Here is a 13,180-nt window from a genome sequence, read left to right on the forward strand (position 1 = left end):
ACATATTCTATCATCTAGTATGAAAAATTTTCACACCTTACATACTTTTACTTACACTTTTTATATTACTTCTTCGAAACTTTATGTCCACCAAATTGGTTTCTTAAAGAAGCAACAACCTTTTCGCCATATTTTTCTTCATCAACACTAGCATATCTAGCCAGTAAAGCCTGTGTAATTACAGGAGCCGATAATTCTTGTCGTAGCATTTCTTCAGCTGTCCATTTGCCTTCACCTGAAGATGGGATCACGCCTTCAATATCTTTAAGGTCGGGATCTTCTTGTAATAAGTCTTCAGTCAGACCCATCAACCAGCTACGGATCACAGAACCATTATTAAATACCTTGGCAACTCCTGCTAAATCGTAATCGTATTCTCCATGATGAATGAGATTAAATCCTTCACCAATGGCTTGCATCATACCATATTCAATACCATTATGAATCATTTTTAAATAATGACCACTGCCGACTGGTCCACAATAAAAATAGCCGTCTTTTACACAAAGAGCTTCAAATAAGGGGCGAATCTCTTCAAACTTTTCTGCATCTCCGCCGATCATCATACAAGCACCTTCACGAGCGCCAGAAGTTCCGCCAGAGGTGCCTACGTCAAAGAAATAAACGCCTTGTTCTTTGGCTTTCTCACCATTTTTTTGGCTATCAGTAAATTTAGAATTTCCGCCATCAACTAAAATATCACCTTGGTTCATTGCCTGAACACAGGAAGTAACTTGGTTATTGGTAATTTCACCTGCTGGTAGCATGAGCCAAATAACTGAAGACCGTTTTTTATCCTCCATTAAGGCGTCAAAACTTGAGTAAAACTGTCCACCATTTTCTTCAAATTCGTTTTTTATTCCACTATTTTGATCAAAACCAGAAACTTTATAACCATGATCTAACAAGTTATAAGCCAAATTTAATCCCATTTTTCCTAAACCAATAATACGAATATCCAACACTACATCTCCTCGAAAAATAAGTTCTTTATTTTTATAATTTCCCTTATTTACGATAGTACATAATGGCGGTTATTTCAATTCTTAGCCTAACGCAAATTTTTTAATCTGTTCTTAACAGCCCATATCATACTAAGGAGGCATCTTTATACAATAGTCAACAGTGCTGACAGTGAAGGTATTTGACAGTCGGCTTTACTTTGATCGATGTCATAGTCTTGTTTCAACGCGACAGTATAAAGTCCAGCAGCTTTTGCCGAGGCAATACCGACGAATGAATCTTCTACAGCCATCGCTCTACCTCCAAGTTTCTTGGCACTAATTTGATAAATCTCGGGATGAGGCTTGCTCTCTTGTAGTTCTTCCCCACTAATCAAAAAATCTATAAAAACTCCTAGACCACATTGCTCTACCATTTGCTCAATATCTTTTCTTTTTGAAGAAGAAGCAATAGCAATCTTTTTCCCCCTTTTTTTTAATTCTTGTATTACTCGTGGGGCTTCTGTCCTTAGTGCTTGTTGCAAATCAATTGGATTTTCTTGTCGAAATAGCACATATTCTCTTCTTAGCTCTTTTCGTAATTGTTCATCTTGAACTAATTTTTGCCAAGTATCTTCTTCTGTTGAGCCTACATAATCTTCTATATCTCTAGAAGCTGGCTCCATTTGGATCGAATCAAAATATTTCATACGACGATCAAAATAAAATCGTTCACTGTCGATTAATACGCCATCCATATCAAAAATAACGCTGTTATACATAACTTTTTCTCCTTTTAACCGTTGAGTAGTATTTTTTTGAAATCTTCGATGGTGGTTACTTCATCTAACTGTTTTGTTTTTTCCTCATCATTAATCAACTGTACAAGGTACTTCATAATATTAAGATGAGAGAATGAATCTATAGCAGATAAACAAAAAATGATTTTTACTGGGTCATTTTCGGTATTCCCAAAACGAACTGGATCTTTAACTGTAGCTACGCTTAACCCTAATTTATTCGCTCCATCTTCTGGTCGAGCATGCGCCAAAGCTAAATGCTTACCAATCACAATATAAGGCCCAAAATCATTCACTGACTGAATCATCGCCTGTACATACTGTTGTGTGATAGTTTCGTCTTTAATTAATGGTTGAGAAACAATTTGAATTAGATCCTGCCAATCATTTGCGTCAGCTTGTAAAATAATGTGTTCATCTTCTAAAATGTCTTGAATCATAGGCTGCAACTCCCTCTTATTGACTGAAAATTGGTTTTTTTTAAATACATCAGTTAATTCTTCATAAGCTTCTTTGCTTACTTTTCCTACTTGTTTATCTACAACTTGTAATAGTGAGTGAAAAACATGAGTCATGTCTTGATAATTACTATTAATCCTGCGATGTTCTTTATTTTGCTGTAAAAAATCACGGATCAGTTCTTTACTATCTTCTTTTATTATTGGTTCTAAAACTAATAACGGTTTTTTTAATTCTCTTAGTGGCAGAGTAGAAAAAATCAAATCAACATCCAGTTTCTCAATTAATCCAATTTCGCGTGAACTTAGTACAGCTAGCACTTCAATATTGAATAGTTCTTTAAGATTTTCAGATAACAGTTTTCCTGTAGCCATTCCGTGGTTACAAATGACAACTGCACGATAATAATAAGTTACTTCTTGGTTAAGTTCACTTAACGAAGTAGAAAAATGTATCACTAAAAAGCTTAATTCATCCTGTGATATTTTTTTACCTGTTAATTGATTAATAATTGGTGCAAAACTTTGGACTGCACGATATATGACATCATAATTTTTTTGAATATTTTCTTTTAAAGGGTTAGCAAACTGTACATCATATCTAATACGGTTGAGCAACCCAGCAATATGTTGATACAGACCTTCTTGTAATGCTTCTTCTTTTCTACTAAAGGGAATATGTGTCTGTTTTTCAACATGCTGTATTAATTGTATAGACAATAATTGAGCTTGGACCCAGTCAATAGAAGTATTCATATCTTGCTGGTTAAGAGTTTCCAATATAAACGATAAATAACTAAATTCATTTAAAGCATCAGTAATACCAAAATGGCTAAAAACTGTTTCTACAAAGTTTTCGATTGATTCGCTAATATAAACGTTTCTTTTTAGCCAAGTTCGTGTCTCTATCTTTTTCTTGTTAAGGAAACGGGTAATACAAATACTAGTAAAAATAACTAAGTTCTTACGATAGTAATTATCTTCACTGGCAGAAATACATGAGTCATAGATACGATCAACTTCAGAAATCATATTTATAGGTATATAGTCAAAAATAATTTTTTGTTTTATCGATTGATTTTTATATTGCTCAGTTAATGATACAGAACCAATTGCTTTATTAACGATCGAGTAAATCATAGTACGGACGCTTTTTTCTTTTCCTTCTAAAATCAGTCCTTCTTTAGGAACACTTAAAACACGAATGCCATAGCCTTTTAATAACTCGCGAATTCGCCGCATGTCTTCATCTACAGTGCTTTTTGAAACTTGATATTCTTCTTCTTTATGAAATAAAAAAATTTTATCTTTACTTAAAGCAATCGCTAATATCAAATCCAGAATTCTTTCTTCTCGTCTTAAAACTTCATTTTTTTATCTGCATCTAAAAGAACATACACTTGTTCTTTTTCCTTTCTATTAAGTTCTAACTTCATCCCCTTTCCTCTGAGTGAATGAACTAGCGGAAGTTTCTGTTGCTGTAAATAATCATTCACTTCGTTAATTTCATTTCTCATAGTACGAGCACTTAATTGAAATTGTTCACTAAGCGCTTTCATACTGATTGGAAATTCCGCAAAAACTAGCTCACTTAACAATCTAGCTGTTCGATCTTTCATATCACTCTCTCCTTGTATATATAAATTATAGGGGGAAACACAGATAAATGTTAGTAGAGATCTTTGCCACATTTTTTGGCAAAAAAGTAAGCGCTACAATTTATTTTAATAACAAAAATTTATTACTGTTATAAGCACATTATCTACACATAAAATAAAAAAGCCATCCCTATTATCAAAATAGAAATGACTTCATTAATTCCTTTTATTATCAGGTAGTTCGTATAAACTAAATAAAATTATCTTCGTGCTCTTAAAGCAGATAAAATCGAAACAGTGTCAACAACTTCTTGCAAAGCTGCACCAATTAGTGCTGGAATAACACCAGTTGCGGCGATTAACATTAAAGCTATACAAATAAAGATACCAATTAATACCGACTGTTGCGCCACTTTCATTGTATCTTGGGACAAGCGAACAGCTTCTGAAACGCGGCTGAGGTCATCTTTTAAAATAACAGCGTCTGCACTTTCACTTGCTGCGGTTGCACCATGAGCACCCATAGCAATTCCAATATCTGCCACCGCCAATGCGGGCGCGTCGTTGACGCCATCACCTACCATAATGACGGGACGATCTTTTTCTTCTAATTTTTTTAATATTTGAATTTTATCTTCCGGTAAACATTCCGGGTACGACTCTGAAATGTGTGTTTTTTCGGCTATTTGATTAGCAATATGGGCGTGATCGCCTGTTAACATGACGGTTTTAGCAATGTTTAAACGATGAAGTTGCTCTACAGTCGCTTTGGCTTCTGAACGTAAAATATCTTCAAAAGTAATATAACCAAGGTAACTTCCATTTAATGAAAAATAAACGGTCGTATCTTCCGTTAATTCAGTTGAGTTTACCTCTATAAATTTCGCATTGCCAACTCGTAATGTTTGTTGGTTGATAACAGCTTCAATTCCTTGTCCAGTAAATTCTTTTAGATGGGAAACAGGCAATAAAGTTAAGCGACGTTGTTTAGCTTCAGCCACTAACGAACGTGCTAAAATATGAGTAGATTCTTGCTCAGCACTAGCTACAAGTTGGAGTAAGTCGTTTTCGGAAAAACGTCCATCGTCAAATTGAATTGTATTGACTGCGAGTTCACCTTTTGTTAATGTACCCGTTTTATCAAAAGCGATTGTTCGTGCTTTAGCTAATTTTTCAATAGTAGTTCCAGTTTTTACTACAATGCCATTTCTACTAGAACGACTCATCCCTGCTACCAAAGCAACTGGCGCTGCTAAAATTAGAGGACAAGGAGAAGCAACGACAAGGACTTCAGCAAAGCGCACCGGATCTTGTGACCATGCCCAAGCAATACCTCCTATGACATAAGCAACGATAGTAAATGGCACCGCGTAGCGATCCGCTAATCTCACAAAATGCGCTGGTTTTTGTTCAGATTCTCTTACTAATTTGACTAAAGTTTGATACTGACTGTCATTTGCTTTTTTAGTTACTTTTATTTGTAAGGACGTATCTTTAATAATCGTCCCAGACATCAATGAATCGTTTATCGTTTTTTCAATGAGTTGTGATTCTCCTGTTAAAGAAGATTCATCGACAAAAGTATCTCCTTTAACTACTGTCCCATCAATCGGTACAACTTCTCCTGGTTTGATCAAAAGTAAATCTCCGATGGAAACCTCATCTACATTCAAATCTTCAATTTGTCCATCTTTGAGGCGATGAGCAATTTCTGGAGCATTTTCCAATAAGGAACGTAATTCACGACTTGCTGAACGGCTTGCATAATCTTCTAAGCTATCTCCACCAGTTAACATAATCAATACAACCAAACTTGCCCAGTATTCGCCAACTAATAATGTAGCGATAATGGCTGTAATGGCTAATAAATCCACGCCGTATTTACCTGAACGTAGAGTCTGAATCATACCAATAAACATTGAAACGGTCATAACACCGCCTGCTAAAGCAATAATAATAAAAGCGATTCTCGGCTGATTAAAACCAAACTCCGTTAATAACGCTATAATGCCAATAATGACAGTGATTGAAAATTTCTTAAAGTTACTCATTTCATTACCTCCATCTCATCATCAATTCAATTCTGGCCAGTAGTCACCATTTGCTTCAATAAAATCATCCAAAATTTGTTTTGCTGGATCAGCTGAATATACGGTTTGATTTAGGGTGAACGCTTGCAATGCTTTTGGATAAGAATGTTCAAAATAAGCATCTACGAGTAATTTTTCCGAGGCATTTTGAGCTTCCATCAATCCTTTATGAAAATCATTGATGCCAAAACGGAAAGAAATAGGCTCAGCGCCAGTACGACCAACATAAGCTGGAACTTCTACCATCGCATCCTCCCGCAAATTGGGAATCGCTCCTTTGTTAGGAACAATTAACATGAACCGATCATGATTATCGTTTAAAATAGAAACTGCCATATCCATAATATATTGTCCATGCTCACCAAAATTAAAATCTAAAATTTCGCCTTTTTCTTGTTCACGCACTTTACGAGCCATCTCTTTTGTCTTTTTTTCACGACCGTCCATGACAATATTCGCTCGCGTGTAACTAGGATCTGTGTATTCAATTGTACGATTCGGATACAAATAATACTCTAAATAATTGTTAGGCAGGTATCCTGGAAAATTTTGGGTCATTAATCGCATCATATCCCAAGCTTCTTGCCAAGTATCATCGCCCGCATTAAAATCAGCAACATGCAATCGTTCGTTTTCCAAACGTTCAAGGATTTCTGGCAAAATATCACGCTCAACGGACTTATCATAAATTGAGCTATACCAACCAAAGTGATTCAATCCGTAATACATTGGTATCCAATTTTTGCGATCATAACCATAATTTGTCGCAATCGTTTCTTCAATAGAGATCGTCATATCACAAGCGTTTAACATTTTGACCTCCGGAAAAGCGCGCCTTACAGCTTCTGATACTAGTGTTTCTGGATTCGTATAATTTAACAACCAGGCATCTGGGGCGTAGTGATCCACGTAAGAGACAATCTCTAACAAACCTTTAATCGAACGTAAACCGTAAGAAAAACCTCCTAAACCGCACGTCTCCTGTCCTACAAGACCATATTTCATTGGAATTTTTTCATCCAACTCACGCATCTTCATACCGCCAACTCGTAATTGTGAGAAGATAAAATCTGCGCCAGTAAATGCTTTTTTTGGATCGGAAGTTTGCGAAAGTTTTACTTTATCGGCTAATTTTTCTTTTTTTAACATATAATTAATAATTTCAAACATATCGTCATTACGCGATTCATCAATATCATAAAGTATTAATGAAGAAAATGGAAATTGTTCTCTACTCGAAATCATTGCCTGTACAATCCCTGGTGTATATGTGCTCCCTCCTCCAGCAATAACAACCTGTAAATGCTCTTTTTTCATACTTTCCCCGTCCTTTCTTTTATGATCACTTTCATGATAAAAGAATATGTAAGGGTTACCAAGCATTTTCATTCATTTCAATTTTTATTTGATTTTATGATTTTATTTTCGTAAAATGAAAGTGATTTCAGAAAGGATCTTTCTTATGCGGTTAGAAGAACGAATCAACCAAGTAGATAGTTTTTCCAATACAGAATATGTACTATTAGAATATCTTATTTCGTCTAAAAGCAAGGTAATCAATATGCAAGCAGCAGAACTAGCAAAGCATACATTTACTTCTCCTGCTAGTGTTACACGTCTTTCACAAAAATTAGGTTTTAGCGGTTTCAATGAATTCAAATTCTTTTTAAAACAAGAAGTGAATGAACTAAAAGCAAATAAGAACAAAAGCTGGCATCTTCTACAATCTGATATTGAAAAAACGATTAACCTAACGGATGAGGCTAATCTATTGCCTATTAGTCGGTTAATCGCTGAAGCAAAAACTATTTTTGTTTTCGGTACAGATTGGGGAGAGCGTAATACAGCAGAACTATTTGTGCGAAATTTTATAGCGGTAGGAATCTATATGACGATAATCCCCTCCGTTACTGAACTGCGTTGGGTATCACAAAAAGTCCAGAAAGAAGATTTAATCATCATTATTTCTTATAGTGGCGAAGGAAAAGATGTGACTGAAATTTCCCAACTTTTGAAATTAAAAAAAGTAAAAATTGTTTCAGTCACACCTTTATCAAAAAATCATTTATCTACGTTGTCTTCGAATAATTTATATTATCAAGCCAGTCAGTTAGAAGGGATCTCTCAAGATCCTTCAGCGGAATATAACTTATTTACCGCCTTGCATATCGTATTAGACGCCTTATTTAGAAACTATTTTGATAATTTCTACTTAAAATAATAAAATATTTCCTATACTTAAAGGAAATATTAATCATACAAGTTGTTTTTTAAGGGGGGTTCAATGAAAAGAGATGTAAGAATTGATACGCTGCGAGCATTAGCTATTTTATTAATCATGTACGCTCACACTAGACCTCCGCAGTGGCTTTATGAGTTACGTAATTTTGATGTCATTTTAATGACGTTTATTCTTGGTGCTTCCTATTATTTAAGTACGGAACGAAAAAAGAAACCCAAGCCCTATTTTTCTTATTTAAAAGAGCGATTTTTGCGCTTGATTATTCCGGTCTGGATCTTTTTAACATTGTTTTTTCTTGTCTTATTTGGTTTCACTTCAATTGTTGACCAACCTTTTCCTTTCTCTTTGAGAACAATATTTACTTCTTATTCTTTAATTTGGGGAATTGGATATATTTGGATTATCCGCGTATTTTTTATTATCGCTATTTTATCCCCCTTTTTATATTGGCTGGCCAAAAAAACAACACATTTGTTGCCACAGCTAGGAGTAATTGGATTATTTCTATTATTACAAAACGGTCTGAACGCACTAGTTACTCTACTATCTGGTACGGAGCAAGCGATCTTTGAACAATATGGGGCGATCTCATTTGGCTATTTTTTGGCAGCACTTGTAGGAATGTGGGCAGTACGACAAAATAACAAAGAAAACTCCATTTTGCTCATTTGTTTTTCCATTCTATTTTTTATTATAGCAACTTATCAGACACTCCCTTCGATCGAAGATAACAAATATCCCCCTACAATCTATTTTATAAGTTACGGTTTGGCTGGTTCTTTGCTTCTTTTTCAATTGACTAGTTTCCAAACAATTAGAAAATTACTTGAGAAAACTCCTGGTATCAATTGGTTATCCCAACACTCTTTGGAATTATATTATTGGCATCTCTTTCCTATTATATATTTTAATCTCTTTGTCGAAAGAGACTCTTGGCTTTTACGTTTCTTCATCGTTTTTCCTGTCGCTTTTCTTTTGACTTTCTTACAAAATCGGTATATCCCTCATCTTTTCCACCCCCAAAAAAGATAAATAGTTAATTTATTAAAGATATTATTTGCTTTCTAATGAAGCGTTCTTCATTATTCATAGAAACTTCTATATAAACAACCTCCACTCTAAAGTTAGAGTGGAGGTTGTTTATATAAAGGAATAATTTTTTACTATTATTTCTTAAATAATCTTCAAGGATGCTCGCAGTTATTAATTTCTTACTAACTTATACAATTTTTAGCAGTCATTCCCATTAAATATACCTGAATGATTTATAAAACTTTGTGGATAACTCATTCGACCGCCCCACGAAGTGCCATTTATGTTATTTTCTATTTTTGTCGCCGCTTTTTAATAAAGAATAGGAAAGGACGATTGAACTAGGTTAAAAAAAGATAAAGTTCTTCCTAGAAAATGAAAGACAAGCTTTTTATAGAGCTTAAAATGGCGAAAGTAAACTAGAGATTCAATCGCTGAATGCGTGTAAGAACTTCCCAAAAAAGCGTATTGTAAACATTTGTACTTGATAAGTGAATTTGCACTTGACGCGCGTGCTCTGTGACTTTTCCAGCAATATGAAATAGTTGAAAACGGATGGTGTCAATCATCGTCGTCTTTTTCTCTTGCGGAAAAGCCAGCTGTTTCATCAAGTGGATGATATTATAGGCGATAAAACTTAAGGCTAACCGGACCTTATTTGCTAAAAAGGAAGGACTGTCCGTTTTATCAGCGAAAAATCCGGTCTTCATTTCTTTAATGAAGTTTTCCATGTTCCCTCGTTTTTGATAGAGCTGAAAAATCGTTTGGGGCGAAAGATGAGCGAAATCAGTCACCACAAATTGAAATTCGGAAAAAAGTAAAGTTTCCGCTTTTCGAGTCGCCTTGATGGCCACTGTTCGAGATTGATCCCAAGAATCTGCTTGATAAGCCATCTTAAAATATTGATGTTCTGTCTTTGTGTAATCTGTACCATTGGTATATTGGACAAGATGTTGCGCATGATGCATCAACCGTGCATTATTTTTCAGTTTAATCACATAGTGGGCCCCTCGACATTCACACTGTTGATAAATTTCCGGTTTGGCAAAGCCACTATCCCCGCGTACAAGCATTGTGGGATCACTCGAACGTTGTTGGTAATGCGCCAACATTTCCACGAGATAATCTTCGGCGTGAGTTGAGGTATAAGATTTGCCATGACGATGGCGAACATCTAATGCCAATCCGGTTAACCCTTCAAATGCCACAAATGGATGATATCCATTGAGACCATAGTGGTAAATATATTCCCCTGCTTCTTGCTTTCCGTAGGTAGGACAACAGGTGGAATCCAGATCAAGCACGAGTTGTTGACTGTTTTGCTGGTCCATGCCTAAATCGCCAAGTTTTTTCGCCACTTGTAATAGTTGATTAACATTTTCTTCTGTCAAGGTATGAAGCAAAGTAGACATCATAAATTGCGAACTGAGTCGTTCTTGTTTCAATGCTTCCTTAAAAAGGCGGTCATACTGTAAGGTGTTGGCATCTCGGTCTCGAGAATAACCAGCGATCAATTGATATAACCACTGTTTTACGACGTCCAGCCATTCATGTTGGGCGAAGAAACGATGCTCTGGAATATGAACGTATTGCGCTAACAGTGAATCAAAATGAATTTGATTTAGAAACTCCGAAAGTAAGACGAGCCCCGCGTCATTGGTTAAGGTACCACCGTCGTTGGCTATTGAGATGACTTTTTGCTCATTGAATGTAAGAGAATTTTGTTGTAAAGTAATAGACATAAGAACGCACTCCTTTATTGTTATGTTTTGTCGACTTTACAATAACACGAAGTGCGTTCTTTTTGTACACCCAGAAGGTGAAGCAACTAAACTTTTAGAAAAATGAGCATGCCAAGGCTTGAATAATCCTTGGAAAAATTTATAAATCATTCAGGATATATAATGTTTGAAAAATTATTTTATTTTCCATGCTCATCATATATTATCTTTACTTATTTCTCTAAAGGCGCAATCATTGACTGTATGTGCATAATCATTAATTGCTTTGCTTCCTCAGCGTTATGCGTAGTGATCGCAGCTGCAATAAGTTGATGATATAAAGAAGCCTTAGTCCTCATTTGTGGAAGAGTGTTCGTCATACGACGGCTTTCTAATTGATATTTTTCCAACGAACCTGTCATTATCATTAAAGAAGGCTGTTTTGCCCCTTCAGCAATCAACTGATGAAATTTTAAATCAGTCGTTAAAAAACAATCATTTACCTGCATTTCTTGGTCTAACTGATAAGCCAATTCTTGAAGTTTTTCACATAAACTAGGCTCAGCTTGTTTAGCACAATAAAACGCCTGCTCTGGTTCTACCAGTAACCTAGCGCGCAAAATGGAAAGTAAAGAAAGTTTTTCTTTCTTCTTTTCTTCACTTGAAGACGCCGCATTAGGATCATTTCTTACATATATACCTCTTCCATGCTCTATACTCACTATGCCCTGATTCTCAAGTGTACGCATTGCTTCTCTAATTATCGTTAAGCTAACTTCCATTTCTTTTGCTAGTTGCTTCATAGTAGGCAATCGTTGTCCAGGTTTCCAAATTTCATCTATAATATTTCGTTTTAATTTATCAAGCGTTTGTTGGTAAACAGATGGTTTGTTTGTCTCCATGGTCCCCTCCGAATTTCAGCAATAGTTTTTATACTACCTCATTTACACAAAGATAGACAATGTCAAGACTGATAATAAACCAACAACACCTATGATACAGGTCAATGGTGTCCAAGCTGTAAAGGTCTCTTTCAAGGAAAAGTCAAAGTATTCTTTAACCATCCAAAAGCCTGCGTCATTAACATGTCCTCCAAATACACTACCAGCGCCAACAGCAAGCACCATTAAAGCCGGATTTGCTCCAGTAGATGCGATTAAAGAACCGACAAGTCCAGCACCTGTAAGAGCGGCAACAGTTGATGATCCAAGACTCACACGTAAAATAGCTGTTACTAACCAAGCCGCAATTAAAGGCGATATATTTAAACCGGAAAAGATGCCAGAGATATAATCTGAGATTCCTCCAGAAACTAAAACTTCCTTAAGTGCTCCGCCACCGCCAATAATAAATAGCATACCTGCAATTTGAACAATCGCGTTCTCTAAAGTTTTTCCAGTTTCTTTCATACTAGCATGTTGATGGATCCCCATCGTATAAATAGCAAAAAGTAAGGAAAGAAGCATAGCAAAATCTGGATTGCCAATAAAAGTGATGATTTGAGTGATCAACATTTGTTGCGGAATAATAAATTCCAAAATCGTTGCAATACCAATTAAAATAACAGGCATCATCGCTGTAAGTACGCTAATACCAAATTTTGGTGTTTGATTTAAATCAAACTCTTCCACTTTCCCTAATGCTGGTATTTCCTCTTTTACTTTATAAATTTGTGAAAATCTTTTGCGAAGAAAGCGATTATAGACAGGCCCTGAAACAATAATTGTTGGGATAGCTACAATAATTCCATATAAAATTACCTGGCCAATGTTCGCGTTAAAAACTCCTGCAATGGCTGTCGGAGCAGGGTGAGGAGGAATAAACCCGTGCATCACATTTAACGTTGCGGCCATAGGGATAGCCAGTTCCATTAGCGGCATCTTAATCTCGCGGGCAATAATAAAGATAATAGGAAGTAATACTACAAGACCAACTTCAAAGAACAAGGCTAAACCGATAATAAATGAGGCGAAAATTACGGCAATTTGAATACGCTTATATCCAAACTTATCAATTAAAGTATGCGCAATTCGTTGACCTCCACCAGAATCAGAAACAAGTTTGCCTAGCATAGATCCCATTCCAAATATAATGGCTAGGTCTCCTAGTTGCGACCCCAGTCCGTCTGTAATGGTTGTTGGAATTTCATCAAGTGGAATTCCAAGAAATAAAGCAACGACAAACGAAGTAATAATTAACGAAACAAAAGTATTAAGTTCAAGTTTTGTAATTAAAAATATTAATAGTGCTACTCCGAGTATAACAATAAATAATGGCATAGTAACTAAATCCTCCACG

General features: G+C 35.6%; 11 protein-coding genes. 2 read left to right on the forward strand and 9 right to left on the reverse strand.

Annotated elements, in window-relative coordinates:
• Window positions 1-65: 65 nt before the first annotated feature.
• The 6 genes from gnd to C7K42_RS05270 form a co-directional block, all read right to left on the reverse strand.
• A complete protein-coding gene (gene gnd, locus C7K42_RS05250) occupies window positions 66-962 on the reverse strand; it encodes a phosphogluconate dehydrogenase (NAD(+)-dependent, decarboxylating) (protein ID WP_103099888.1) in 897 nt (298 codons plus the stop codon).
• A gap of 146 nt (window positions 963-1,108) precedes the next feature.
• On the reverse strand, window positions 1,109-1,723 hold the full coding sequence (locus C7K42_RS05255; RefSeq protein WP_028789737.1) for an HAD family hydrolase: 615 nt from the start codon (window positions 1,721-1,723) through the stop codon (window positions 1,109-1,111).
• A 14-nt stretch (window positions 1,724-1,737) separates the two neighbouring features.
• Window positions 1,738-3,534 (reverse strand): BglG family transcription antiterminator, encoded by a 1,797-nt coding sequence (locus C7K42_RS05260; protein WP_234976236.1) that lies wholly within the window; start codon window positions 3,532-3,534, stop codon window positions 1,738-1,740.
• Between the two features lie 23 nt (window positions 3,535-3,557).
• Window positions 3,558-3,818, reverse strand: coding sequence for a helix-turn-helix domain-containing protein (locus C7K42_RS13060; protein ID WP_038023968.1), 261 nt, complete (start codon window positions 3,816-3,818; stop codon window positions 3,558-3,560).
• 239 nt (window positions 3,819-4,057) lie between these two features.
• Complete coding sequence (locus C7K42_RS05265) at window positions 4,058-5,848, reverse strand: heavy metal translocating P-type ATPase (protein WP_103099887.1); 1,791 nt, start codon at window positions 5,846-5,848, stop codon at window positions 4,058-4,060.
• Window positions 5,849-5,869: 21 nt separating this feature from the next.
• Window positions 5,870-7,204, reverse strand: a complete 1,335-nt coding sequence (locus tag C7K42_RS05270; protein ID WP_028789732.1) for a family 4 glycosyl hydrolase — start codon at window positions 7,202-7,204, stop codon at window positions 5,870-5,872.
• Between the two features lie 145 nt (window positions 7,205-7,349).
• Between C7K42_RS05270 and C7K42_RS05275 the strand changes: the two genes are divergently transcribed.
• On the forward strand, window positions 7,350-8,108 hold the full coding sequence (locus C7K42_RS05275; protein ID WP_028789731.1) for a MurR/RpiR family transcriptional regulator: 759 nt from the start codon (window positions 7,350-7,352) through the stop codon (window positions 8,106-8,108).
• 63 nt (window positions 8,109-8,171) lie between these two features.
• Window positions 8,172-9,161, forward strand: coding sequence for an acyltransferase family protein (locus C7K42_RS05280; RefSeq protein ID WP_103099886.1), 990 nt, complete (start codon window positions 8,172-8,174; stop codon window positions 9,159-9,161).
• Between the two features lie 419 nt (window positions 9,162-9,580).
• Here C7K42_RS05280 and C7K42_RS05285 read toward each other — a convergent pair whose 3' ends face one another.
• The 3 genes from C7K42_RS05285 to C7K42_RS05295 form a co-directional block, all read right to left on the reverse strand.
• Entirely contained in the window at window positions 9,581-10,903 is a 1,323-nt protein-coding gene (locus tag C7K42_RS05285) for an IS1380 family transposase (RefSeq protein WP_103099885.1), read from the reverse strand.
• A gap of 212 nt (window positions 10,904-11,115) precedes the next feature.
• Complete coding sequence (locus tag C7K42_RS05290; protein ID WP_028789729.1) at window positions 11,116-11,784, reverse strand: FadR/GntR family transcriptional regulator; 669 nt, start codon at window positions 11,782-11,784, stop codon at window positions 11,116-11,118.
• Between the two features lie 42 nt (window positions 11,785-11,826).
• Window positions 11,827-13,161 (reverse strand): gluconate:H+ symporter, encoded by a 1,335-nt coding sequence (locus C7K42_RS05295; protein WP_028789728.1) that lies wholly within the window; start codon window positions 13,159-13,161, stop codon window positions 11,827-11,829.
• Window positions 13,162-13,180: the final 19 nt, after the last annotated feature.

Source organism: Tetragenococcus halophilus subsp. halophilus DSM 20339, from assembly GCF_003841405.1.
In the GTDB taxonomy this organism is placed as follows: Bacteria; Bacillota; Bacilli; order Lactobacillales; family Enterococcaceae; genus Tetragenococcus; species Tetragenococcus halophilus.

Bases quoted from the DNA above. Each gene is read 5' to 3' on its own strand.
- C7K42_RS05255 (WP_028789737.1), bottom strand. From the start codon at position 1,723: ATGTATAACAGCGTTATTTTTGATATGGATGGCGTATTAATCGACAGT.
- C7K42_RS05295 (WP_028789728.1), bottom strand. From the start codon at position 13,161: ATGCCATTATTTATTGTTATACTCGGAGTAGCACTATTAATATTTTTA.
- C7K42_RS05290 (WP_028789729.1), bottom strand. From the start codon at position 11,784: ATGGAGACAAACAAACCATCTGTTTACCAACAAACGCTTGATAAATTA.
- C7K42_RS05280 (WP_103099886.1), top strand. From the start codon at position 8,172: ATGAAAAGAGATGTAAGAATTGATACGCTGCGAGCATTAGCTATTTTA.
- C7K42_RS05285 (WP_103099885.1), bottom strand. From the start codon at position 10,903: ATGTCTATTACTTTACAACAAAATTCTCTTACATTCAATGAGCAAAAA.
- C7K42_RS05265 (WP_103099887.1), bottom strand. From the start codon at position 5,848: ATGAGTAACTTTAAGAAATTTTCAATCACTGTCATTATTGGCATTATA.
- C7K42_RS05275 (WP_028789731.1), top strand. From the start codon at position 7,350: ATGCGGTTAGAAGAACGAATCAACCAAGTAGATAGTTTTTCCAATACA.
- C7K42_RS05270 (WP_028789732.1), bottom strand. From the start codon at position 7,204: ATGAAAAAAGAGCATTTACAGGTTGTTATTGCTGGAGGAGGGAGCACA.
- C7K42_RS13060 (WP_038023968.1), bottom strand. From the start codon at position 3,818: ATGAAAGATCGAACAGCTAGATTGTTAAGTGAGCTAGTTTTTGCGGAA.